The sequence below is a fragment of the Saccharothrix variisporea genome, assembly GCF_003634995.1.
In the GTDB taxonomy this organism is placed as follows: Bacteria; Actinomycetota; Actinomycetes; order Mycobacteriales; family Pseudonocardiaceae; genus Actinosynnema; species Actinosynnema variisporeum.
This window is the reverse complement of sequence record NZ_RBXR01000001.1, coordinates 877560-902407: the sequence shown is the minus strand read 5'-3', so window position 1 is coordinate 902407 and position 24848 is coordinate 877560. Positions and strand designations below refer to the sequence as shown.

The following is a 24848-nucleotide window of genomic DNA, read 5'->3' as shown; positions in this document are numbered from 1 at the left end:
GGTTCATGATCGCTTATCCCCGCACGGTGCTCTCGCGAATTTCCAGGGTGAACGGCGTTTGCACCTGTTCGTGGGGCCGGTCAGGATCCTCGACGCGCCGGCGCAGCAGGGTCACCGCCGCGTCGGCGATGGCGGCCTTGTCCGGGGCGACCGTGGTCAGGGAGGGGCGGTGGTAAGCGCCTTCCTCGGTGTTGTCGAACCCGACCACGGCCAGGTCCTCCGGCACCCGCAACCCGTGGTCGGCGGCGGCGCGCAGAGCGCCCACGGCCAGCAGGTCGTTGAAGCAGAACACCGCGTCCGGCGGCTCGGGCAACGCCAGCAACGACTCCATCGCCGCCGCACCCTCGGCGCGGTGGTAGTGCATGGCCGTGGCCACCAGCGACTCGTCGAACGGCAGCCCGGCCGCCGCCAGGGCCGCCCGGTAACCCCTCAACCGCAACGCCGCCGTGCCGCGCGCCGGGTGCGCGCCGATCGCCGCGATCCGCCGCCGTCCCGACGACACCAGGTGCCGCACGGCCTCCTCCGCCGCGCCCACGTTGTCGATCCCGACCCGGTCGATCGGCAGGTCCACGGTGTGCTCGCCGAGCATCACCACCGGCAGCGACAACTCCGCGAAATCGCCTTCCAGCAACGCTTCCGGGCTCACCACCGCCCCGTCCACCAGGTGCGTGCCCAGCGACGCCAGGGCCACCCGCTCACCCTCCCGGGTGCCCAGGGTCTGCTCGATCAGCACGTTCCACTCGTGGGCCTGCGCCGCGCGCAGCACGAGCCCGGCCAGCTCGGAGAAGTACGGGATGCCGAGCTCGGGCAGCACCAGGGCGAGGAACCCGGTCCGGCCCCGGCGCAGGTTGCGCGCGCCCAGGTTGGGCCGGTAGCCGGTGGCGGCCAGCGCCTCCTCCACCCGCCTGCGGTTCTCGGGTTTGACGAAGGCGTGGCCGTTGACCACGTTCGACACGGTCTTCACCGACACGCCGGCGAGCTCGGCGACGTCCTTGAGCGTGGCCAACCAGTGCCTCCCGAGGTGTGTGCGGGCGGCGATCGTACCCGTCGAACGGCTCTTTACAACGTTGTACCAACGATGTAAGAACCGAAGTAGTGACCTGAGTCACGTCGGCCGCCCGCAAGTGACCCTTTCCCGCACCGAAGGAGTCCGATGCGTCGCCTCCTCACCCTCCTCGCCGTCCTCACCGCCACAACGACAGCCGCCCCCGCCACAGCCACCCCCGCCACAGCCACCCCCGCCACAGCCGCCCCCGCTACCGCCGCCCCCGCCACAGCCGCCCCCGCTACCGCCGCCCCCGCCACAGCCGCCCCCGCCACAGCCGCCCCCGCTACCGCCGCCCCCGCCACAGCCGCCCCAGTCACCGCCGCCCTCGCCGCCCCCACCACAGCCGCCCCCGCCACAGCCGCCGTCACCCCGAAACCGCCGCCCCTGACCACGCCGTGGACCAGCCAGGTGTCCACCACCGACCCGCTGCCCGAGTACCCGCGCCCGCAGATGACCCGCCCGGACTGGCAGTCGCTCAACGGCGAGTGGGAGTTCCTCAACCCCGCCACCGGCCCCGGCGGGTCCGTCGACCGCTACGCCGCCCCACCCCTGGGCCAAACCCTCCCCGAACGCATCCTCGTGCCCTACCCGGTCGAGTCCGCCCTGTCCGGCGTCATGCGCAACGACGACCGCGACCTGATGTTCTACCGCCGCGCCTTCACCGTCCCCGCCGCCTGGGCCGGCCGCCGCGTCCAGCTGCACTTCGGCGCGGTGGACTACGAAGCCACCGTCTGGGTGAACGGCACCCAGGTCACCACCCACCGCGGCGGCTACGACCGGTTCGAGGTCGACATCACCGCCCAACTCCGCGCCGGCTCCAACGAACTGGTCGTCCGCGTCTACGACCCCACCGACGGGCGCGGCGAGAAGCAGCCCGTGGGCAAGCAGGTGAACAACCCCGGCGGCATCTTCTACACGCCGTCCTCGGGCATCTGGCAGACCGTGTGGCTCGAACCCACCCCCACCTCGTCCATCTACTCGGTCGACATCTACCCGAACCTCGCGAACAACACCGCCCGGGTCCGCGTCTTCACCCGCGGCAACGTCACCGGGCACACCGTGTTCGCCGAAGCGATGGCCAACACCACCGTCGTGGGCAGCGCCACCGGCGGCTTCACGGAGTTCTCCGTGCCCGTCCCCAACGCCCGCCGCTGGTCGCCCGACGACCCGTACCTCTACAACCTCCGCGTCTCCCTGCGCAACGCCGGCGGCGCCACCGTGGACCAGGTGGTCAGCTACTTCGGCATGCGCGAGGTGGGCACGAAGGTCGTCGACGGCGTGCTCCGGCCCACCCTCAACGGCGAGTTCGTCTTCCAGGTGGGCACGCTCGACCAGGGCTTCTGGCCCGACGGCCTCTACACCGCGCCCACCGACGCCGCCCTGGCCTTCGACATCCAGAAGCACAAGGACCTGGGTTTCACCATGGTCCGCAAGCACATCAAGGTCGAACCGGCGCGCTGGTACTACCACGCCGACCGGCTGGGCCTGCTGGTGTGGCAGGACATCCCGTCCACCCCCACCTCCGACGCCGACCGCACGCCCGCCCAGATCGCCCAGTTCGAGACCGAGGCCCGCGAGATCGTGGACGAGCACCGGTTCTCACCCGCCGTCATCACCTACGTGCCGTTCAACGAGGGCTGGGGCGAGTGGAACCTGGACGACACGCGCCGGGTCACCACCCAGCTGAAGAACTACGACCCGACCCGGCTGATGAACCCGCACAGCGGCTACAACTGCTGTGCCTCCAAGGGCGACCCCGGCACCGGTGACATCATCGACTGGCACGTCTACACCGGCCCCGACGCCCCGCGCCCGTCCGGCACCCGCGTGTCCGCGCTGGGCGAGTTCGGCGGCATCGGGCTGCGCAACCCCGGCCACGAGTACAGCCCCAACGGCCAGTTCTTCGCCTACGAGCAGGTGTCCAGCGCGGCCCAGCTCAACGACCGGTACACCGGGATGGTCCGGGACGTCGGCCGGCTCATGACCACCAAGGGCGTCTCCGCCTACGTCTACACGGAGATCACCGACGTGGAGGGCGAGTACAACGGCCTGGTCACCTACGACCGGCGCGTGCAGAAGGTGGACACGGCCGTCGTGCGGGCCGCGCACGTCGACCTCATCAATGCGTCCCGCAACCTCAACTCGCCCGTGCGGCTCACGCTCGGTCACGTCCGGTCGTTCCGGGTGACCACGCCCGGCTACACCGACCGGTACCTGCGGCACGCCGACTCCCTGGCCCGCACCGACGTGATCACCTCGGACGGCGGTCGGCAGGACGCGTCCTTCCGGACCGTGGCGGGTCTGGCCGACCCGCGCTGCCACTCCTTCGAGTCGGTCGACTTCCCCGGCCGCTACCTGCGGCACGCGAACTCGCGGGTCCGGATCGACAGCGACACCGGCGGCACGTTCCGCGCCGACGCCACCTGGTGCGCCCGGCCGGGACTCGCGGCGGGCGGCACGTCCTTCGAGGCGCTCAACCAGCCCGGCGCCTTCCTGCGCCACTACGTCGAGGAGGTCTACCTGGCCCGCAGCGGCGGCCCGAACCCGTGGGACACCGCGACCAGCTTCGCCGCCGACGCCACCTGGGAGGTCGCGGCCCCGGCGCTGTGGCGCAGTTCGGTGCTGCTGCCGGTGGACGTCCGCCAATCCCTGCGGGTGACCACGTGGGGCTACACGAACCGGTACCTGCGGCACTACGACAGCCTCGCCTACACGGAGGTGGTCGACGCCGGCAGCAGCGCGCTGCTCAAGGCCGACGCCACCTACACCGTGCGGCGGGGCCTGGCCGACTCCTCCTGCTACTCGTTCGAGTCCGTCAACTACCCGGGCCAGTTCCTGCGGCACGCCAACTCGCGGGTGCGCAACTCGCCCGACGACGGCACCGCCCTGTTCCGAGCGGACGCGACCTTCTGCGCGCGGCCGGGGCTCGGCGGCACGGGCGTGACGTTCGAGTCGATCAACTTCCCGGGGTCGTTCCTGCGGCACTACAACGCCGAGGTCTCCATCGCCTCGGGCGACGGCACCGGCTTCAACCGACCCCAGACCCTGACCGCCGACAGCAGCTGGGCGCTCGCCCCGCCCTGGGCGCCCTAGGGAGCGGCGAACACGGGGTAGTGGTCGGAGTAGTCGGTGTATGAGTAGGTCTTGAACCACGACGTCACCGTCCACACCGGACTCTTCAGGCGCCGGGTCTCGTTCGCGAGGACCGGCCCCTGGAGGGTCAGGACGTAGTCGAGGTGTTCGGAGGCGTACTCCGGGCCGTACTGGTCGCGGCACACGCTGTTGTCCGCGCAGTCCCACGAGTACGGGTGTCCGGTGAACGGGGGCGCGGCGGCCCCGAGGTCGGTCAGCATCGTCGCGTACTCCGCGCCGGCCCTGATCACGTTCATGTCGCCCGCCACGTACAGCGGCTCGCCGGCGGGGATGCGCTCGGCGGCGACGAACGCGGCGATCTCGGCGCGCTGGCGGGCGCGGACCGAGGCGGGGGAGACCGTGCACGAGGAGTCCTCGGACTGCATGTGGGTGCCGATGACGTGCACGGGGCCGGTGGGCGAGCCGAGGCGGACGTACGCGAAGCCCTTGTTGGACAGCCGGTCCGGGCCGCAGCCGTCCCGGTACACGTGCTGGACGCGCCGGGTGATCGGCCAGCGGCTCAGCACGGCCACCCCGCCGTCCTCGACGGCGGTGTCGCGGTAGTCGCCGAGGGTCGCGTCCCAGCCGCCGCGGGTCCGGCCCACGGTCGGCGTCCGGTGCGGGTAGGTGTCGGACAGGTTGGTCAGCAGGCGGTCGCCGGCGGTGTTGTCGAACAGCTCCTGGAGCACGACGACGTCCTGACCGGCGAGGACGTCCTGGCGGTCGATCAGGTCGGCCCGGGTGACCTGGCCCCAGTTCGGGTAGAGCGTCCGGGCGAGCATGAACACGTTGTAGGAGGCGATCTTCGGTGGGGTCGGGGTGGGGGTCGCGGCGGTGGCGGGGGCCGCGCCCAGGGCGGCCACGAGACAAGACGTGAGCAGGATTCGCGTCTTCATGACCGATGATGGTGCCGCTGCGGGCGCAACACCGGGGTGATCCGGTGCGATTTCACCCGAGAGGGGGAATCCGCCCGGAGGTACCTCCATGCACAAGAGTTCACGGCTCGCCGCCGCCGCGGCGGTCGTACCCCTGATCGTGCTGACCGCGGCACCCGGCGCGTCCGCCGCGCCCTTCGCGGCCGGCCCGGACGTCCTGGTCAGCGGACCGTCCGCGCTCACCGCCTGCCCGTTCGGCGCGTCCGCCGACTTCGCCGAGGCCTACGACGGCGCCGAGGTCGAGCCGCAGGTCGCGGTCAACCCCACCGACCCCGACGAGATGATCGGCGCGAGCCAGCAGGACCGCTGGCCCGACGGCGGCGCGCGCGGCCTGTCCTCCTGGATCACCCACGACGGCGGCGCCAACTGGGCCAAGCTGCCGGACGTGCCGTGGAGCGCCTGCCAGGGCGGTCCCACCCGGTTCGGCCGCGTGACCGACCCGTGGGTCACCTACGACGGCGGCGGCACCGCCTACTTCATCGGCCAACCCATCGACTCGGCCGCGCTCGGCCTGTCCGCCATCTCGGTGACCAGCTTCGACCGCGCCACCGGCACGTGGCGGCCACCGACGATCATCCAGGAGGACGACGGGTCGCGGGGCGTGTTCAACGACAAGGTCTCCATCACCGGCGACCCGACCCGCCCCGGCTACGCCTACGCGACCTGGATCCGCGGGTCTTACCCCAACGAAGGGCAGCAGAGCCCGTCCGCCGACCTGCACTCCGCCGCCTACCGCGGCAAGCCGATGTTCTCCCGGACGACAGACGGCGGCCTGACCTGGTCCACGCCGGTGTCGATGCGCGACTCGAACGCGTACTTCCAGGGCAACCAGATCGCGGTCGGTCCGGACGGCACCCTCTACAACGTCGCCGCGAACCTGTTCACCGGCGCCGGCATCCAGCCCAACGACAAGGGCGTCTACATGGGCGTCATGCGCTCGACCGACGCCGGGCTGCACTGGTCCGCGCCCACCAAGATCGCCCCCATCTCGTTCGCCCAACTGGTCGCGCCCGACAACGGCTTCCCGATCCGGGCCGGGGACTACATCCCCGACATCGCCGTGGACATGACCTCCGGCGCGATCTACGTGGTGTGGGCCGACGCGCTGGGCACGTCGGTGAACCGGGTCGTGCTGGCCAAGTCCACCGACGGCGGCCGGCACTGGACCGGTCCGACGGTGGTGGCCACGGGTGGTCCGGGCGTGCAGTCCTACAACCACGCCATCGACGTGTCCGACACGGGCATGGTCACCCTGACCTACTTCGACGACCGGAACAACGTGCTGGGTGACGGAATCGCCACCACCGACGTGTGGGTGCGGCACTCCCACGACGGCACGGCGAGCTGGGACCCCGAACAGCACCTGCACGGCCCGTTCGACCACTACCGGGCACCGATCTCGTGGGCGGCCCCCGATGTGCCGCGCGGGCTGTTCCTCGGTGACTACATGGGCTTGGAGACCATCTCGGGCGACGACGTGATCGCGTTCTTCACCTCGACCATCGCCGATGGCGCCGACGTGCACGCCGTGCGCCTGGACCAGGGCTGAGCCACCGCCCGGCTCCCCGCGCTCACGGGGAGCCGGGCAGCACGAGGGGGAGCGGGCCGAAGGTGTGCTCCCGCCAGATCTCGCGGGAGGTCTCCTCGGGGTAGGTCGTGACGGTCGACCGGACGTCGAACAGGCGGGTCGGGCGGCGGGTGGCGTCGTAGACGGGCCAGCCCGGGTCGCCGTGGGTGGCGAAGGCCGTCCAGGCGGTCCGCATCGCGGAAGAGACGTCCTCCGCTTCCGGGGAGCCGTCGAGCAGCGCGGCGGGTTGGCCGCTGGTCAGGTTGCCGAACACCAGCGGCACGTCCAGCCCGTGGCACGCGCCGAGCGCGCCACCCATGCCGGGCGCGGGCCAGGTCAGCTCGTAGAGGTGCACCCGGCCGCCGGCGGCTTCCTGGGCGACGGCCAGGTGGTAGGTCGGCATGCGGAACAGCCAGTCCGACAGGACCACCTCGTACTGCTGCTCGGCGGACGGGAACGCCTCCCGGTACCGATCGGGGTCCGGGGCGAAGGTGGCCAGCGCGGTCGCCGCCTGCTCCTCCGTGACCTGGCCGAGCTGCCCGTCCAGCGCGGTCAGCAAGCGCTGCTCGTCGCGGGTGTGCCCGGCGAGCAGGTCGACGTCACGGCCCGCGCCCTCGGCCAACGCCCGCCACGGGGTGGTGACCAGGACCTCGCCGTCGACCACCGGGGAGAACAGGATCGACCGCGGTGCGGCCTGGCCCCACCGGGGTGCCCACCGGGTGATGTCGGCCGTCACGGCGTCGCTGGCTGCGGGCAGGAGGGCGGGCGCGACCGTCGACAGGTCGGCCACCGTGGGCCGAAATCCCAGTTCAGCGGCGCACGCGGCGGCGATGTCGGCGGCCAGCTCGGGCGTGAAGAACGTCCCCGGCGCGCTCTGCACGATGGCCCGCCGGAACAGCCCCCGCGCCCGCGGCATCCCGAACAGGGCCGCGACCGACCCGCCGCCCGCGGACTGGCCGAAGACCGTGACCAGGTCCGGGTCGCCGCCGAACGCCGTGATGTTGTCGCGCACCCACTCCAGCGCGGCCACCTGGTCGAGCAGCCCCCGGTTGGCCGGAGCGCCGTCGACCTGGGCGAACCCCTCGAGCCCGACCCGGTAGTTGAAGGTCACGACCACGACGCCGTGGCGGGCGAGCCGGACGCCGTCGTACTCCGGCAGGCTGCCGGTGCCGATCGTGTAGGCGCCGCCCTGGATCCACACCATGACCGGGAGCCCGGCGCTCGGACCGGGGTCGGGCGACCACACGTTGACCGTCAGCCAGTCGTCGCCGGCGTCCTCCGAGAGGGCGTCCATGCCGAACACGCCGGCTTGGGGCGGTGGCGGGCCGAAGGTGGTGGCTTCCCGCACGCCGTCCCAGGCGCGGACCGGGCGCGGGGCGGCGAACCGCAGCGCGCCCACCGGCGGCTCGGCGAAGGGGATGCCGCGGAAGGCGGAGACGCCGTGCTCGGTCGTGCCGCGCACGCTGCCGGCCGACGTGCGGACTTCGGGATGCACCGGGCGATCATGCTCGTCACCCGGTGCGCGGGCGAGCGATTTAGGCCGGACCCCGGTGGCGGCCGGGGTCCGGGTCACGGGTCAGGCGGCCTGGGCCTTGGCGTAGAGGTTCTGGGCGTCGGCGCCGAAGTACGGGCCGAACATCCAGTTCGGGAAGAAGTTGATCTTGTAGCTGTTCACCGAGTTCAGCGTGCCCGTGCCCGTGGCCTCCGAGAACGTCTTGAACCACGGTCCGCCGCTGGCGCCACCGGTCATGTTGCACGTCATGCCGATGCCGTTGCTGAGGAAGGCGTTGAACGTCGTGCCGCTGCAGTAGACGAGCTTGGTGCCGTCGTACGGGGAGGCTGCCGGGTAGCCGAAGGCGTACATGTTGTCCGCCTTGGCCTGGTTGAACGCGATGCCCTGGGCGCCCACGACGTCGGTCAGGTACTGGCCGCCCACCTGGCCCACGACTATCGAGCCGATGTCGTAGTTGATGTCCTCCGAGGCGTCCCACTGCGGCGTGGCGTAGGTGGCGCGGGCGTTCCACGTGCCGTAGGGCGCGTTGCCGTTGTTGTACGCCGGGACGAAGGCGACGTTGGTGTGGTAGGCGCCGTCCAGCTTGACGCAGTGCCCGGCGGTGATCACGGTGCTCTTGTTCGCGCTGGTCACGGCGTTGCCGCTGCACGAGGCGTTGCGGCCCTGGTAGGTGAAGAACACCCGGCCCGCGGTCTTGACGACGGCCCCGCCGCCGGTCCAGGCGCTGCCCCCGTTGGGGAAGGCCAGGGGTTCGATCGTGGTCGGGGCGCCGGTGGCGACGGTGGTGCGCAGGGCGGACGGGCTGACCGTCAGGGTGTCCAGGGGGACGGCGGAACGCATGCGTTCGGGTGTCCAGTAGGTGCCCGGTGCGGAGTGCGCGGCGGGGAGGGCCACCAGGGACAGGGATAACGCGCTCGCCAGGGTGATCAGGCGTTTCACGGCACGGTTCATGATCTTCCACCTCTCGTGGGTCGATCAACGGCAGGGGACCGTGACGTGAAAGTTACTCAAGACCGTGGGAGGGGCGTTCCGGCCGAACGGGTGACGTTGTGCTGGTCCACTGTGGACGGTCAGCGGCGCCGGACCTTGATCAGGTCCACGTCGGTGGCCGACGCCTTCATGTCCCGGAAGTCCACACCGTAGGACTCCACCGCCCGGGCGGCCCGGCGCAGGCCCTCCGCGCACACCTCGCGGTCGTCGTCCCGGGCCTCGGCGCGCAGCTGCACCCGGAAGCTGAAGAAGTCCAGCGAGCGGTCGTAGGACAGCGCGCCCTCCTCGCTGAACCCGTTGGTGAGGACGCTGTGCCGGTCGGCGGCGGCGAGGAGGCGGGCGCGGCCGGCGTCGTCGAGGTCGGTGAACCGGCCGCGCACCAGCACGCGGTAGGTGTGCTCGGGCATGGCGGTGATCGTCGGTGATCGGCGCGGGTGCGGGCAACCGATATTGCCCGGGGGTGCGGCGTGGGCGGAACGGCGTAGGCTCGTATTCGTGAGCGAAGCGAACGACCACCCCGAGCACGGCACGGGCGGCACCTACTCGGTCAAGGGCAAGGCGTTCACCCGGGACACCAGGTACATCAGCACCCGGATCACCGCCGACGGCCGGGACGGCTTCCCGGTCGAGCCCGGCCGCTACCGCCTGATCGCCGCGCGGGCGTGCCCGTGGGCCAACCGGTCGATCATCGTGCGCCGGTTGCTGGGGTTGGAGGACGTGCTCTCGCTCGGCCTGGCCGGCCCCGTCCACGACGCCCGGTCCTGGACCTTCGACCTCGACCCCGGCGGCCGGGATCCCGTGCTGGGCATCGAACGCCTGCAGGAGGCGTACTTCAAGCGCGACCCGGAGTACCCGCGCGGCATCACCGTGCCCGCCATCGTGGACACCACGACCGGCGCGGTGGTCACCAACGACTTCGCCCAGATCACCCTGGACCTGTCCACCGAGTGGCGCGAGTACCACCGACCCGGCGCTCCCGACCTGCTGCCCGCGGCGCACCGGGACGAGGTCGATGAGGTCAACCAGCGGGTGTTCACCGAGGTCAACAACGGGGTGTACCGGTGCGGGTTCGCCGGCAGCCAGGAGGCCTACGACGAGGCCTACGACCGGCTGTGGGTGGCGCTGGACTGGCTGGAGGAGCGGTTGGGGTCTCGGCGGTACCTGGTCGGCGACACGATCACCGAGGCCGACGTGCGGCTGTTCACCACGCTCGTGCGCTTCGACGCGGTCTACCACGGGCACTTCAAGTGCAACCGGAACAAGCTGGTCGAGATGCCGAACCTGTGGGGGTACGCGCGGGACCTGTTCCAGACGCCGGGGTTCGGGGACACGGTGGACTTCGAGCAGATCAAGCAGCACTACTACGTGGTGCACAAGGACATCAACCCGACGCAGATCGTGCCGAAGGGGCCCGACCTGGCGGGTTGGACCACCCCGCACGGGCGCGAGTCGCTCGGCGGGCGACCGTTCGGCGACGGCACCCCGCCCGGTCCGGTCCGCGAGTCGGAACGCGTCGCCGCCTGACCGCCGCACCACCCGCGACCACGTCCGCCGGCCGTCCACAAGCGACCCGTCCTCGGGTTTTTGTCGGTGGTCGGCGGTAGCGTCTTGGCCGTGGACGTACGGGAGCGCATTCAGGAACTCGCGGACCAGGTCGTGGTGCTGCGGGACGCGTACTACAGCGGCTCGCCCAAGGTGGCGGACGCCGAGTACGACGCGATCGAGGACGAGTTGCGGGAGCTGGTCGCGGCGCACCCGGAGTTCGCGCCCGATCCCAACCCCCTGGACCAGGTCGGCGCGCCGGCGGTGCTGCACGCCCCCGTGCGGCACTCGCGGCCCATGCTGTCGCTGGAGAAGGCGACCAAGCCCGAGCAGGTGGCGGCGTTCTTCGACCGGTTCCCCGGCCAACCCGTCGTGGTCATGCCCAAGCTCGACGGGCTGTCGCTGGCCGTGGTCTACGAGGACGGGCGGCTCGCACGGGCGGTCACCCGCGGGGACGGCACGACCGGGGACGACGTGACGGTGCTGGTCAAGGCCCTGGTGGACGGGGTGCCACTCCACGTCGACGCGCCCGGACGGGTCGAGGTACGCGGCGAGGCGGTCATGTTGCGCTCCACCTTCGCCGCCTACAACACCGCCCACCCGGACAAACCGCTGATCAACCCGCGCAACGCCGCCGCCGGCACGCTGCGCGCCAAGGACCCGGCCACCGTCGCCGAGCGCCGACTCCAGTTCTTCTCCTTCGACCTCGACGCGGGCACCGCCGCGACAGACCTGGAGCAGGGCCTGCGCACACTCGGGTTCGCCGTAGCCGACATGCGCCACTGCACGGACGCCGAGTCCGCCCAAGCCGTCATCGCCGAGATCGAGCGGCAGCGCAACGACCTCGACTACGACCTCGACGGGGCCGTGCTGCGGCTGGCCGACCGGGACGCCTACGCCGCCGCCGGCACCCGCTCCAACTCGCCGCGCGGCGCGCTGGCGTTCAAGTTCGCCGCCGAGGAGAAGACGACCGTGCTGGCCGACGTGGTCTGGGACGTCGGCAAGACCGGCAAGATCGCGCCGGTCGCGGTGCTGGAACCGGTGTTCGTCGGCGGCACCACGGTCACCCGTGCCACCCTGGCCAACCAGGAGGTCATCCGGGCGCGCGGCATCCGCATCGGCGACACGGTGCTGGTGCGCCGCGCAGGCGACGTGATCCCGTTCGTGGCGGGCGTGCTGGACGAGTCGGCGCGGACCGGGGCCGAGCGGGAGATCGTGCCGCCGGTGGTGTGCCCGTCGTGCGGCCAGGCGCTGGTCGAGCAGGGCAACAGCCGGGAGCTGTTCTGCACCAACCTGGCGTGCCCGGCGCAGACCGTGCGGCGGCTGGTGCACTGGGCGTCGCGGGCGGCGGCCGACATCGACGCCGTCGGTCCGAAGTGGATCGAACGCCTGGCCGAGGCGGGCCTGCTGGAGCACCCGTCGGACTTCTACCGGCTGACCCAGGACCAACTGCTGGAGTTCGACCGCATCGGCGAGGTGTCCGCCGCGCGCATGGTCGAGTCGATCGACGCCAGCCGCGGGGTCGGCCTGCGCCGGGCGCTGATCGGTCTGGCGATCCCGATGGCCTCCGAGGGCACCGCGACCCGGTTGTGCCGCGCGGGTTTCCGGTCGCTGGAGGAGGTCGCCGACGCCTCCGAGGAGCAGCTGGTGGCCGTGGAGGACATCGGGCCGAAGGTCGCCGCGTCCCTGCACGAACACCTGACACGCCTGCGCCCCGAGCTGGAACGCCTGCGCGCCAACGGGGTCTCGCTGGACGTGCGGGACGAGGACCTGCCGCCCGTGGTCGCCTCGGACGCGCCGCTGGCCGGCAAGACGGTCGTGATCACCGGCGCGATCAGCGACCCGCGCTCGGGCGAGAAGGTCCCGCGCCCGACCTTCCAACGCCTGTGCGAGAAGGCCGGCGCGACCGCCGCGTCCTCGGTGTCGGCGAACACCGACCTGCTGATCACCGGCGCGGACGTCGGCGCGAGCAAGCTGACCAAGGCCGAGAAGCTCGGCGTGACCGTGGTGGACCAGGGCGAGATCTGGTCCCAGCTGATCACGGCGGGCATCGTGTAGCCCTGGGTGACGCGTTGGTCGGTGATGTTCGCGAACGCGCGTTAACAGCGTAGTCGCCGACCGTGTCCGCGTTGATGTGGAACCTCGCGGGCGGGCGTTGGTGTGGCCGTTGTTCCTGCTGTGGCTCGGGCATGCCCGCCGTGGCGCACCAAGAAGGTCGCCGCCGCCACCGTCAGCGTCGCCCCTGGGCGCTGACGGTGGCGGCCCTGGGGCGTGCCGCCGTCGGCCTGCGCCTGGCCGGTTGAACATCGGATCATCCGCCGAACCGATTCCGAACGATCGGCCGGGGTCTTTTCGCCGCCGGACCCTTGGGTACCGGGTGGAGATTTGAGTACAGTTCGCCGTGTTTTCGTGCACTTCTGCTCAACCTCCTGTCACGGAATGATCGGAAACCCTGCGATGCGACCACTGTCCGGTTCATCCAGACCACGACGGCTGCTCGTGGCCGCCCTGGCCGCACCCCTGCTCACCCTCGGCCTGTCCGCCCCTGCCCGGGCCGTCACCACGACCCTCGGCACCCTGACCGCCACCAGCCAGAACGGCTCGACGGTGACCCTCACCGCCGGCGCCGACCAGGTCCGGGTCAGCTTCCTGCAACCCGACGTGTTCCGGCTGCACCTCGCGCCCGGCGGCTCCTACACCGACCCGGGCAACGGCAAGATCCTCACCGGCACCAACTTCGGCACCGTGCCCGTCACGGTGACCGACGCGGGCACGTACCAGAAGATCGAGACCGCCTCGGTCGTGCTGCGCGCGTACAAGTCACCGCTGACGTTCGCCCTGTACAAAAAGGACAACGCCACCCTGGTCTGGGCCGAGTCCTCCGGCCTGTCGTGGGGCGACGGCCAGGCGCGGCAACGCCTGACCCGCCAGGCGGACGAGCAGTTCTACGGCACGGGCCTCCGGCTGGGTGCCTGGGCGTTGCGCGACCTGACCGTCCCCGTGGCGATCGACAACCACTGGAACGAGGGCGACAACGCCAGCCCCGCCCCGTTCTACATGTCCACCAACGGGTACGGCGTCGTCCGCAACACGTGGGCCCCGGGCAGCTACGCGTTCGGGCCGACCGTGCAGACCACGCACAACGAGAACCGGTTCGACGCCGTGTACTTCGCGGGCGGCCTCAAGGACGTGCTCGACCGGTACACCGACGTGACCGGCAAGCCGTTCCTGGCCCCGATCTACGGTTTCGAGATGGGTCACGCGGACTGCTGGAACACCAGCAGCTCCACCTACACCGGCACCAAGAACCGGGCCGACCACGTGCGCACCCCGGACGTGGTCAAGTACGCCGACCAGGCGCGGGCGGCGGACATGCCGTCGGGCTGGTTCCTGCCCAACGACGGGTACGGCTGCGAGTACGTGGACCTCCCGCAGACCGTGACCGCGTTGAAGGACAGGGGTTTCCAGACCGGCCTGTGGACCCAGCGGTCGCTGTCGAACATCGGCTGGGAGGTCGGCACCGCCGGCACCCGGATGGTCAAGACGGACGTGGCGTGGGTCGGCAGCGGCTACCAGGGCGCGTTCGACGGCGTGGCGTCGGCGGTCGCCGGGATCGAGAACAACAGCGACGCCCGGCGGTTCGTGTGGACCGTGGACGGCTGGGCCGGGACCCAGCGCAACGCCGTCGTGTGGACCGGTGACACCGAGGGCGACTGGAACAACATGCGCTTCCACGTCCCCGCGATCACCGGGGCCGGGCTCTCGGCGCTGAACTACGCGGCCGGTGACGTGGACGGCATCTTCTCGGGCAGCCCCGACACGTACTCCCGCGACCTGCAGTGGAAGGCGTTCACCCCGGTCATGATGTCGATGTCCGGGTGGGGCCCGACCAACCCGTCCGCCGGGTACAACGACAAGCAGCCGTGGCGGTTCGACGCGGCGCACCAGGCGATCAACCGCAAGTACCTGAAGCTGAAGATGCGGCTGATGCCGTACTTCTACACGATGTCGCGGGTGGCGCACGAGACCGGCGTGCCCTCGACCCGGGCGATGGTGCTGGAGTACCCGAACGACCCGGTCGCGCGGGGCAACCAGACCAGCCAGCAGTTCATGGCCGGCGACGCGTTCCTGGTCGCTCCCGTCACGTCGGCGGGTTCGGTGCGGAACGGGATCTACCTGCCGGCCGGGACGTGGACGGACTACTGGACCGGCACGGTGTACCAGGGGCCGGGGACGTTCGACGGGTACAACGCCCCGCTGGACCGGCTGCCGCTGTTCGTGCGGGGTGGGGCGATCGTGCCGATGTGGCCGCAGATGAACTACAGCGGCGAGAAGCCGAAGACCCCGATCACGTTCGACGTGCACCCGCGCGGGAACTCGTCGTTCGAGCTGTACGAGGACGACGGGGTGACCCGGCAGTTCGCTTCGGGGTCCTACGCAAAGCAGAACGTGACGGTGGCTGCCCCTTCGAGTGGGACCGGCAACGTGACCGTGACGGTGGGGGCGTCGAACGGCTCTTATGTCGGAAAGCCCGCCTCGCGCGGGTATGAACTGGCCGTGCACGTGGCCGGCGCGCCGACGTCGGTGACGCTCGGGTCTGCCGCGTTGACCCGGTACAGCACGCAGGCGGAGTACGACGCGGCGGCCACCGGTTGGTACTTCGCCGGCGGGGTGCTGAACGTCCGCACCGGCAGCCAGTCGACGTCGTCGTCCTTCTCGGTGACCGCCAGTGGGGTCACCTTGCCGACGCCCCAGGCGATCCCGGCTCCGCAGCCGCCCGCCAACGGCATCTACACGTTGTCCAACAACGGTTCCGGCCTGGTGGCGGATGTGCCCGCCAGCTCGACCACCGTGGGCACGCAGTTGATCCAGTATGCGTACCACGGCGGCAACAACCAGCGGTTCCAGCTGACCGCGCAGACCGACGGGACGTACGAGATCCGCAATGTCGGTAATGGTCTGTGCGCGGGCGTGTCCGGCAGCTCCACCAGTTCGGGCGCGGCCGTGACCCAGCAGACGTGCAACGGCGCGGACAACCAGCGCTGGCGCATCAGCGGGACGGCGGACGCGTATGCGTTCAGGGCCAAGCACAGCAACCTGAGCCTCGCCCCGACCGGGACTGGTTCGACGAACGGTCTCGTGCAGGTGACCGACACCGGGGTCGCCTTGCAGCGGTGGACCCTGCGGTAACACCGGCCGGCGGCGGACGGCTCCCCCTGCCCGCCCGCCGCCGGCCTCCTGCCCCGGCCTCCTGCCCCGGCCTCCTGCCGCCGGCCTCCTGCCGCTGGCCTCCTGCCGCCCGCCTCGTGCCGGCCGCCTCCTGCCGCTCGCTTCCTGCCGCCCGCCTCGTGCCGGCCGCCTCCTGCCGCTCGCTTCCTGCCGCCGGCCTCCCGCCAGCCGCCGCGAGCCGCGAGCCGCCGACCGCCGTGAGCCGCCCGGTCGGTGGCGTCCTTTAGCCGGCCCGTCGCTTTCCTCCGTTCGGCCGCCCACCGGCGGGGACGTTGCGACGCGCGATACCTAGAACTACTATGCATCACACATCTAGGGTGGAGGTGCGGTGAAAGTCGCGAAGGACCTTGTGGCCGCCTCGGCCACGCCGATGGTGCTGGGCATCCTCGCCGAGGCGGACAGCTACGGGTACGCGATCCTGCGGCGGATCAACGAGCTGTCCGGCGGGGAGCTGGACTGGACGGAAGGGCTGCTCTACCCGCTCCTGCACCGCCTGGAACGGCTGGGGTACGTCGAGTCCAGCTGGCAGGCCGTGGCCGGGGAGCGGCGGCGGAAGTACTACCGGGTCACGGAGAGCGGGTTGGCCGAGTTGGCGGAGCAGCGGCGGCAGTGGGAGACCGTGGTCGGCGCGCTGAAGGAGATCTGGCGCGGGGACGCGCAGCCGTTCGCGGTGGTGCCGGTATGAGCGGCGGCAGTGGTCCGGGTGCCAGTGGTCCGGATGGCAGCGGTCCGGGCGGCGGCGGTGGAGACCTGGAGGCGCAGTTCGCGCAGTGGCGGTCCTACGTGCAGCGGCGGCGGGTGCTCAGTGCCGGTGACGTCGAGGAGCTGGAGGACCACCTGCGTGGGTCCGTGGACGAGCTGGTCGGCGCCGGGCTGCGCGAGGACGAGGCGTTCCTGGTCGCGGTGAAGCGGATGGGCAGCCTGGACGAGCTGTCCCGCGAGTTCGCCCGGGAGCACTCCGAACGGCTGTGGAAGCAGTTGGTGCTGACCGGGGACGGCGACGCGCCGGCGGGCTCGGGGAAGCGGCGTGAGCTGCTGGTGCTGGTCGCGTGTGCCGCGGGTGCGGCACTGTCGGTCAAGGCGCCCGAGCTGTTCGGGATGGACTACGGCCAGGACGGGGAGTTCTACGCGCCCAACGCGAGCCTGTTCGCGTTCCCGTGGCTGGCGGGGTTCCTGGCGTGGCGTCGACACGCCGGCAAAACCATGATCGGCGTCCTGGTGGCGCTGTTCGCGCTGGGCGCGGTGGCGGCGAACGTCTTCCCGCTGGCCGAGGACTCCCAGTCGATCGTGCTGACCAGCATCCACCTGCCCATCGCGCTGTGGTTCGCGGTCGGGCTCGCCTACGTGTCCGACGACGTGCGTTCCCCGCGCCGGCGCATGGACTTCGTGCGGTTCACCGGCGAGTGGTTCGTGTACTACGTGCTGATCGGGTTGGGCGGTGGTGTGCTGATCGCGTTCGTGGTCGGCACGTTCACAGCGATCGGGACGTCACCGGAGACCTTCGTCGCCCACTGGCTCGCGCCCTGCGGCGCGGCGGCGGCGGTCGTGGTGGCCGGGTGGCTGGTGGAGGCCAAGCAGAGCGTGGTGGAGAACATCGCGCCCGTCCTGACGCGCCTGTTCACCCCGCTGTTCACCGCCGTGCTACTGGGTTTCCTGGTCACGCTCGTGGTGACCACGTCCGGCATCGACGTCGAGCGCGAGGCGCTGATCCTGTTCGACCTGCTGCTGGTCGTGGTGCTGGCCTTGCTCCTCTACACGATCTCCGCCCGCGACCCGCTGGCCCCGGCGGGCGTGTTCGACAAGCTGCAACTGGCCCTGGTGGTCAGCGCGCTGCTGATCGACGCGGTGGTGCTGTGGGAGATCACCGGTCGGATCACCGAGTACGGGACGACGCCGAACAAGGCGGCGGCGCTGGGGGAGAACGTGATCCTGCTGGCCAACCTGGCGTGGTCGGCGTGGCTGGTGCTCGGCCTGGTGCGCCGCAAGGTCCCGTTCGCGGCCCTGGAACGCTGGCAGACCAACTACCTGCCCGTGTACGCGGTGTGGGCGTGGCTGGTGGTCCTGCTCTTCCCGCCGGTGTTCGGTTTCATGTGAGCCGGCGCAGCAGGCTCACGGATGGCGGCCAACCGAAGGAGCGGGAGGTGTACTCGACCACCGTGGCCGCGGCCAGCTCGGGGTCCTTGGTCAACGCGGCCAGGACCGGTCGGGTCACCAGCCACACCAAGCCCTCCTCGGTCTGGCCGGCCACCAGGTCGTCCACGATGGACTGAGCGCCGGCGCGGTCGCCGGACCGCAACAACGCGGTCGCCAGGTCCACCCGGATCAGGTCCGCGTCCGTGCCCGGCTCGGCCTGCGCCAGGACCGCGCGGAACAACCCCGCGGCCTGGTGCGGGTCGGTGGCGGCCCGGCCGCGGATCATGCCGACGTGGGTCAGGCCGACGGTGTCGCCCAGGCGCACGGCCAGCCGTTCGGCCTCGGCCACGCGGTCCAGTGCGACAGCCACCCGGCCCGACGCGAGCAGCACGGTGGCCTCGTTGACCAGCCCGCGCACGAGCCCGTGCTCGTCGTCCAGGGAACGGTCGATGTCGTTGGCCCTCGTGTGCGCCGCGAGGGCTTCCGTCAATTCACCCGACCACATCAACGCCATCCCGATCGAGCACAGGAACGCCGACGACGACACCGGCCGCCCCAACCGGTCCGCGATCGCCAACCCGGAGCGCAACGGCACCAGCGCCTCCGCCGGTCGGCCGCGTTCGATCTCGGTCACGCCCCGGTGGTAGAGCACGCGCATCCGCTCGTCGTCCTCGACCGCGAGCTTCTCGGCGCGGTCCAGCAGGTGTGACGCCATCAGGGTCCGGCCGGACTGCGCGCAGGCGAACGCGTAGTTGCTCAGCGCCCGCACCCGCTCCGAGTCGGTGACGCCCGGCGCGTCCACCAAGGCCTCGTAGATCCGCCGCACCTGCGCGGACTGGCCGCGCACCATCCACGCGTCGTCCAGCGACAGCGCCAGCCGCAGGCCATCGGCGGCGCGCGGCGTGCCGGGCGCGTGTTCCAGGGCGCTGAGCAGGTTCGGCCACTCGGCGAACAACGACGCCACGGTCTGCGCGGTCTCCTCCCGCACGTCGTGGGCCGCCGCGTGCGCGGCGCACCACGCCAGGTGCCGCGCCCGCACGTCCTCCTCCTCGCCGGACGCGGCGAGCCGGTCCAACGCGTACTGCCGCACGGTCTCCAACATCCCGAACCGGGGCCCCGCCGACACGGTCACCAGCGACCGGTCCACCAGGTCCGCCACCGCCGCCGCGACACCCTCGCCGGACACCACCCGCTCGGCCGCCTCCAGCGTCCACCCGCCGACGAACACCGCGAGCTGCCGCAGCACCGACCGCGACGAGTCGTCCAGCAGGTCGTGGCTCCAGTCCAACGCCGCCCGCAGGCTGGTGTGCCGCACGCCGGCGTCGCGCGACCCGCCGACCAGCAGCCGCAGCCGGTCGTCCAGCCGCGCCGCGACCTGCTCCACCGACAGCACCCGGGTCAGGCCCGCAGCCAGCGCCACGCCCAGCGGCAGCCGGTCGACGGCCGCGCAGATCGCCTCCACCGCCGGTCCGGGGTCGGCGTCGCTGCGGGCGCAGAACAGCCCCACGGCGGCCGGCGCGGGCAGCGGACCGACCCGGTGCACCTCCTCGCCGGTGATCAGCAGCGGTCGCTGGGACGTCACCAGCACCGACAGTCCGTCGCCGTGCCGCAGCAACGGCCCCAGCAGGGCGGCGGCCGGGTCCACCACGTGTTCGGCGTTGTCCACGACGAGCAGCGCGCCGCGCAGCGCGGTGGCGATCCGCGGCACCGGATCACCTTGCCCCGCTTCGAGTCCGACCGCGTCCAGCAACGCCGGCGTCAGCTCGTCGACCGCGCGCAACGGCGTCAGGTCCAGCCACACCACCGGTCGGGACACCCGCCGCGCGACCTCCAGCGCGAGCCGCGTCTTGCCGCTGCCCGCCGTACCGGTCAACGTCACCACGCGCGCCTGGTTCACCCGCTCGGTCAGCGCCTCGACCTCGCCGTCACGGCCGAACAGGGCCGTGGGCGGGACGGGTAACCGGGTCGTGGGCGGGCGCGGCGCGAGGGCGGGGTCGTGGCGCAGCAGGCGCAGTTCCAACGCGGCGGTGTCCGGGGCGGGGTCCACGCCCAGTTCTTCGGCCAGCGTCCGGCGCAGCGCCGCCAGCACGGCCAGCGCGTCGGCCTGGCGTCCCGCGCGGTAGTGCGCGACGGCCAGCAGACCCGCCAGGCGCTCGTGCAGCGGGTGCGCGGCGACCAGTGGTGCGAGGGTCGCGGTGTCTGCGGTCAGGCCCAGCGCCAGCTCGGCGTCCACTCGTTCGACCAGCAAGTCCAGCCGCACGGCGTCGAGCCGGTCACCTTCGGCGGCGGCGAACGGCACCGAGCGCACGTCGGCGAGCGCGGTGTCCCGCCAGCACGCCAACGCCTCCGCAGCCGCGCCCCGGACACGCTGCACGTCACCGGCCCGCACAGCGTCCCGCACCCGGCCTGCCGCCTCCTCCACGGCCACCAGGTCCACCGGCACCGCGTCGAGCGCGTACCCGGCCGCCGACCGGCTCACCGCGCCGGCCGCATCACCGAGACTGGCCCGCAGCCGCGACACCAGCACCCGCAGGCGCTCCCGCGGCCGGGCCAGTTCCCCGTCACCCCACAGGTCCTCGGCCAACCGCTGGTCGGACACCGCCGCGCCCCGGGCCAGCGCGAGCCGCGCGACCAGCGCGCGTTCCAGCGGCCGGTCGAGCGTGATCGGTACCCCCTGTGCGCGCACGTCCACCGGCCCGAGGACGCGCACCTCCACCCCTGGCACGGCGCCGAGCATCCCACGATGAGACGCCGGTGAAACGCGGTTTTCGGCAGCCTGTGCGGCGACACCGCCGCCAGACGCGCCGAGACCGCTCGATCGGGTGACGGCGGTACCGCGGCCGACACCGACTACAGCGGTCCGGGCCGACCTGGGGGCGACCCGGACCGCTTCCCACCGCACCGGCGACAACCACCCCCGCCCTGTGCAAGAGTTGCCACGCGACATCGACTACCAAGACGGAGTCCGAGGCGATGGGGGACACCTGGCCGAGCCGCAGCCTCCTGGGCCGGCTCACCGAAGCCACACGCAGGCTGGTGCTCGACCTCGGCACCCCGGTCACCTACCCGGCCAACCACCTGGTCATCCGCGAGGGCGACCACGACGGCTTCGCGGTCCTGGTCCTGGACGGCGCGGTCAAGGTCGTGGCCACCGACGCCACCGGCGACACGGGCCTGCTGGCCGTGAAGTGCCGAGGTGACCTCGTAGGCGAGATGGCGGCCTTGGACGGCAAGCCCAGATCGGCAGGCGTGATCACCTGCGCCCCCGTAGACGCCCGCAAGATCCCGGCAGACGACCTGACCCGCTTCCTGAGCTGGCACGACGAGGTACTGGTGGAACTGGTACGCATCGGCGCCGAACAACTGAGGTGGGCCAACGCCCTGCGCCGCGAGATGTCCCTACCGGCGGCGGCGCGAGTGGCCCGGGTGTTGCTGCACTTGGTGCGGCTGCACGGTTTGCACACGCCGAGGGGATGGGCGCTCGGCTACCCGTTGACCAAGGTCGAGCTGGCGTCGATCGCCGGCATGAAGCCGCGCACAGCGGAGAAGGCGTTCTCGGAACTGCGGACGGCAGGCGTGGTCGAAACCAGCCCCCGACGCGGCGTCCTGATCCCGGACCTGCACCACCTGCACAACTTCGCGGACAACCCAACCCCGGACCACTGAACACCCGCGCAGCGCACTCTTAGGCGAAGCCAGCGAGTGGCAGTCCGCCTTGCCGAGTGGGCAGTCCGCCTTGCCGAGTGGCGGTCCACCGGAGGGGACACAACTCAACTTGGGCTTCTTGCTTTTGTCATCTCCGTATGGCCTGCCCGAAGGGCTACCACAGATTTCCCCGGGTGCAGCCGAAAGTTTTTGCGAGGAACGAGCAAAAAGTTTTAGCGGCACCCGGGGAAATCTGTGGTAGGCTCCGCCAGGCCATACGGAGATGGCAAAAGCAAGAAGCCCCCGCCGTTGCAGTTGAGTCATCTTTGGTGGCCTGCCCGCCGGCGAGGCGCTTTTCGCTTTTAAGAGCTTTGAACTGAACGCTTCGCTCTTAAGCCGAACGCGCTGCGCGCTCGAAAGATGAAAAGCGGCGCTCGCCGCGCGGCAGGCCGCCAGCGGGGGGTGAAGGGCGTCGGTTCCCCCACCGCATGGCCTGGCGGAGCCAACCACACTTTCGGCCGGGTGCCGCTAAATTTTTTGCTCGTTCCTCACAAAAAATTCGGCTGCACCCGACCGAAAGCGTGGTAGCCCTTCGGGCAGGCCATACGGCGGGGGAACCGAGGCCCTCCACCTGTGGTTGGGACCACGACACCGCGCGCTGCGCGCGCCGAAAAGCACGCGCTGTGCGCGGGAAGGGTCTAGCGTCGGCCGCTGCCTTCGGGTTCGGAGTCCAATGGTGTGGCGTTGGGGCCTGCCGGGAGTTGCACATGCACGTGCCCGCGCCCCGCGTCGATGTTGATGACGTCGAGTTGCAGTGCCGCCACCGACCAAGTGCGCAAGGCCAGCGTGCGTTGCTCCGAGGCCAAGCCCACGAGTCGGCCGCGCAACGGGTCCGGGGCGTCCAAAGCTGCCTCGAAGCCGCCTACCGCGACCGCGAGTTGTTGGACGGCCGTCTTGAGCGCGGTCCTGGCGACGTTCACGCCGTTGCCGGCGGAGGGGGTTTCCGCGTAGCGGCGCAGTTCGGCCGTTGCTGCGTCTCGCCACTTGCCGACCTCTTCGGCGCTGGGCACGGTGCCGCTGGACGAGTCCGGCGGGGCGGCCTTGGCCATGCCTTCCACCATCGGGGTCAGGCGGTCGCGGGTGCCGCGGGCCAGGTCGGTCAGGGCGCCGATCTGTTCGACGTCCCGGCGTGCCTCGGCCTCCTGCAGTTCGGCGATCCGGCGCTCGGTGGCGTTCGGACCGGAGGTCCAGCTGCTCACCAGGAAGGCGAGGGCCACGCCCAGCACGAAAGCCGTCACGAAACCGGCGGCGGGCTTCCAGTTCGGGCCTTTGACGGGCACGGTGGGGCGTTTGCGGGACACAGCACCTCGTTCCGGTCGGTGGTGATCCCCACAAGCCTGCCGTCACCGCGCCCGCTTCAGCTACGGCTGAGACGAGACATGGCGACTATTCGACACCCTTGCCACCTTGACCACCCTCACCTCTTGCGGGCGCGGTAGGCGGCGACGGCGACCCGGTTGCCGCACGTCGTGCTGCAATAGCGGCGGGAGCGGTTGCGGGACAGGTCGAGGACCAGGCCGTCGCACGTGTCGTCCGCGCACACCGAGAGCCGGCTCATCTCGTCGGACCTGATCACGTCGATCATCGCCATGGCGGTCTCGGCGGCGATCCGGTCGGCGAACGGCGTGTCCGGGTGGACGACGTGGATGTGGTAGTCCAGCCCGTCGTGCCGCACGAGCCGCGGGACGGCCTGGTGCGCGGCCAGCGTCTCGTTGACCAGTTCGACGGCGGTGTCCCGGTCGCTGGTCAGCAAACGGCGCAGGGGTGCGCGCAGGGCTCGGACGGCGGCGAGTTCGGCCGCGTCCCTCGTTCGTGCGCCCGTGTAGCCGTGGCGGGCGAAGAAGGCGTCGACCTGTTCCTGCGTGGTCAGGGTGTCCGGCTCGACGGCCGTGTTCACCAGCTCGACCGCGGCGAGCAGGGACGCCTCCGTGTCATGGGCGAAGACCACGTTGACAGATTACCAAAGCGCTCCATACCGTCATCAGCCATGGCCACCATGACTGATGACACCCGCGTCGCACGGCTGGGACCCGGCATCGGCCTCGCGGTGCTGTCCGCGTCGTCGTTCGGCCTGTCCGGACCGCTCGGCCGCGGGCTGATGGAGGCCGGGTGGAGTTCGGCGGCGGCGGTGGCGGTCCGGGTGCTGCTGGCGGGCGTGGTGCTGTTGCCGGCGGCGCTGGTGCAGTTGCGCGGCGACTGGGGGCTGGTGCGCCGCAACCTCCCGCTGGTCACGGCGTACGGGCTGGTCGCGGTCGCGGGGTGCCAGTTGGCGTACTTCAACGCCGTGGCGCGCATGGACGTCGGCGTCGCGCTGCTGGTCGAGTACACCGCGCCGGTCGCCGTGGTGGTGTGGCTGTGGCTGCGGCACGGGCAGCGTCCCGGTCGGCTGACCGTGCTCGGGGCCGTGCTCGCCCTGGCCGGCCTGGTGCTCGTGCTCGACCTGCTGTCGGGCGCGGACGTCGACGCCGCCGGGGTGTTGTGGGCGTTGGGCGCGATGGTCGGTGCCGCCGTGTACTTCGTGCTGTCCGCGCGCGACCAGGACGGCCTGCCCGGCACGGCACTGGCCTCCGGCGGCCTGCTGCTCGGCGGCGCGGCCCTGCTGCTCGCCGGGGTGGTCGGCGTCGTCCCGCTGACCGCGACCACGGAACCGGTGGCGTTCCACGGTTTCAGCGTGCCGTGGTGGCTGCCGGTCGTCGTGCTGGGCGTCGTGACGGCCGCTCTCGGTTACGTCACCGGCATCGCGGCCACCCGGCGGCTGGGGTCGCGGCTGGCGTCGTTCGTGGCGTTGACCGAGGTGTTGATGGCCCTGGTCTTCGCGTGGCTGCTGCTGGCGCAGGCACCCCGTCCCGTGCAGTTGGTCGGCGGCGTCCTGACCCTGCTCGGCGTGGTGACCGTGCGTCTCGGCGAACGCTAGTGCCGGTGACGTTGCGGCTGCGGCCAGAGTCGCGCGGCGCAGTGCATCGGCACGCAGAGCGGGACCCGGACGTCCGTGAAAAATCGGGGTAATGGGAAAAAGTCGTCACTGCGCCATTTCGGGTAGTGTGGGCGTCCACT

17 protein-coding genes are annotated in these 24848 nt (G+C 71.5%); 9 read left to right on the top strand and 8 right to left on the bottom strand.

Annotation, left to right across the window (positions count from 1 at the left end):
• Positions 1-13: 13 nt before the first annotated feature.
• Positions 14-1006 carry a LacI family DNA-binding transcriptional regulator gene (locus tag DFJ66_RS03990; RefSeq protein ID WP_121218045.1) on the bottom strand — a complete coding sequence of 331 codons (993 nt, stop codon included), beginning with the start codon at positions 1004-1006 and terminating at the stop codon, positions 14-16.
• Between the two features lie 147 nt (positions 1007-1153).
• On the opposite strand from DFJ66_RS03990, the gene DFJ66_RS03980 reads away from it, so the two are divergent.
• Entirely contained in the window at positions 1154-4141 is a 2988-nt protein-coding gene (locus tag DFJ66_RS03980) for an AbfB domain-containing protein (protein ID WP_211350963.1), read from the top strand.
• Here the strand turns inward: DFJ66_RS03980 and sph are convergent.
• Positions 4138-5076 carry a sphingomyelin phosphodiesterase gene (gene sph / locus DFJ66_RS03975; protein WP_121218043.1) on the bottom strand — a complete coding sequence of 313 codons (939 nt, stop codon included), beginning with the start codon at positions 5074-5076 and terminating at the stop codon, positions 4138-4140. The genes DFJ66_RS03980 and sph overlap by 4 nt on opposite strands.
• Before the next feature lie 88 nt (positions 5077-5164).
• On the opposite strand from sph, the gene DFJ66_RS03970 reads away from it, so the two are divergent.
• Positions 5165-6664 carry a sialidase family protein gene (locus DFJ66_RS03970; protein WP_121218041.1) on the top strand — a complete coding sequence of 500 codons (1500 nt, stop codon included), beginning with the start codon at positions 5165-5167 and terminating at the stop codon, positions 6662-6664.
• Positions 6665-6686: 22 nt separating this feature from the next.
• Here DFJ66_RS03970 and DFJ66_RS03965 read toward each other — a convergent pair whose 3' ends face one another.
• The 3 genes from DFJ66_RS03965 to DFJ66_RS03955 all read right to left on the bottom strand — a co-directional run bounded on the left by DFJ66_RS03965 (position 6687) and on the right by DFJ66_RS03955 (position 9592).
• On the bottom strand, positions 6687-8177 hold the full coding sequence (locus DFJ66_RS03965; protein ID WP_121218039.1) for a carboxylesterase/lipase family protein: 1491 nt from the start codon (positions 8175-8177) through the stop codon (positions 6687-6689).
• 81 nt (positions 8178-8258) lie between these two features.
• On the bottom strand, positions 8259-9146 hold the full coding sequence (locus DFJ66_RS03960; RefSeq protein ID WP_121218036.1) for a trypsin-like serine peptidase: 888 nt from the start codon (positions 9144-9146) through the stop codon (positions 8259-8261).
• A 119-nt stretch (positions 9147-9265) separates the two neighbouring features.
• On the bottom strand, positions 9266-9592 hold the full coding sequence (locus DFJ66_RS03955) for a DUF6204 family protein (RefSeq protein WP_121218034.1): 327 nt from the start codon (positions 9590-9592) through the stop codon (positions 9266-9268).
• Between the two features lie 175 nt (positions 9593-9767).
• Between DFJ66_RS03955 and DFJ66_RS03950 the strand changes: the two genes are divergently transcribed.
• The 5 genes from DFJ66_RS03950 (at position 9768) to DFJ66_RS03930 (ending at position 18050) form a co-directional block, all read left to right on the top strand.
• On the top strand, positions 9768-10709 hold the full coding sequence (locus tag DFJ66_RS03950) for a glutathione S-transferase family protein (RefSeq protein ID WP_246030161.1): 942 nt from the start codon (positions 9768-9770) through the stop codon (positions 10707-10709).
• 90 nt (positions 10710-10799) lie between these two features.
• Complete coding sequence (gene ligA / locus DFJ66_RS03945; RefSeq protein WP_121230612.1) at positions 10800-12785, top strand: NAD-dependent DNA ligase LigA; 1986 nt, start codon at positions 10800-10802, stop codon at positions 12783-12785.
• 399 nt (positions 12786-13184) lie between these two features.
• On the top strand, positions 13185-15917 hold the full coding sequence (locus DFJ66_RS03940) for an RICIN domain-containing protein (RefSeq protein WP_121218030.1): 2733 nt from the start codon (positions 13185-13187) through the stop codon (positions 15915-15917).
• A 367-nt stretch (positions 15918-16284) separates the two neighbouring features.
• Positions 16285-16641, top strand: a complete 357-nt coding sequence (locus tag DFJ66_RS03935; protein ID WP_121218028.1) for a PadR family transcriptional regulator — start codon at positions 16285-16287, stop codon at positions 16639-16641.
• On the top strand, positions 16638-18050 hold the full coding sequence (locus DFJ66_RS03930) for a permease prefix domain 1-containing protein (protein ID WP_246029565.1): 1413 nt from the start codon (positions 16638-16640) through the stop codon (positions 18048-18050). Before DFJ66_RS03935 ends, DFJ66_RS03930 begins: the two co-directional genes overlap by 4 nt.
• Here DFJ66_RS03930 and DFJ66_RS03925 read toward each other — a convergent pair.
• Positions 18043-20814 carry an ATP-binding protein gene (locus DFJ66_RS03925; RefSeq protein ID WP_170199125.1) on the bottom strand — a complete coding sequence of 924 codons (2772 nt, stop codon included), beginning with the start codon at positions 20812-20814 and terminating at the stop codon, positions 18043-18045. The two genes, DFJ66_RS03930 and DFJ66_RS03925, sit on opposite strands and share 8 nt — an antisense overlap.
• Positions 20815-21062: 248 nt before the next feature.
• On the opposite strand from DFJ66_RS03925, the gene DFJ66_RS03920 reads away from it, so the two are divergent.
• Positions 21063-21755, top strand: a complete 693-nt coding sequence (locus tag DFJ66_RS03920) for a Crp/Fnr family transcriptional regulator (RefSeq protein ID WP_121218024.1) — start codon at positions 21063-21065, stop codon at positions 21753-21755.
• Between the two features lie 677 nt (positions 21756-22432).
• On the opposite strand, the gene DFJ66_RS03915 is transcribed toward DFJ66_RS03920, so the two are convergent.
• Together DFJ66_RS03915 and DFJ66_RS03910 are read right to left on the bottom strand one after the other, a co-directional pair.
• Positions 22433-23095, bottom strand: a complete 663-nt coding sequence (locus DFJ66_RS03915; RefSeq protein ID WP_121218022.1) for a hypothetical protein — start codon at positions 23093-23095, stop codon at positions 22433-22435.
• A gap of 116 nt (positions 23096-23211) precedes the next feature.
• Complete coding sequence (locus DFJ66_RS03910; RefSeq protein WP_121218020.1) at positions 23212-23742, bottom strand: CGNR zinc finger domain-containing protein; 531 nt, start codon at positions 23740-23742, stop codon at positions 23212-23214.
• A gap of 39 nt (positions 23743-23781) precedes the next feature.
• On the opposite strand from DFJ66_RS03910, the gene DFJ66_RS03905 reads away from it, so the two are divergent.
• Complete coding sequence (locus DFJ66_RS03905) at positions 23782-24708, top strand: EamA family transporter (protein WP_121218018.1); 927 nt, start codon at positions 23782-23784, stop codon at positions 24706-24708.
• The last annotated feature ends 140 nt before the right edge of the window (positions 24709-24848 follow it).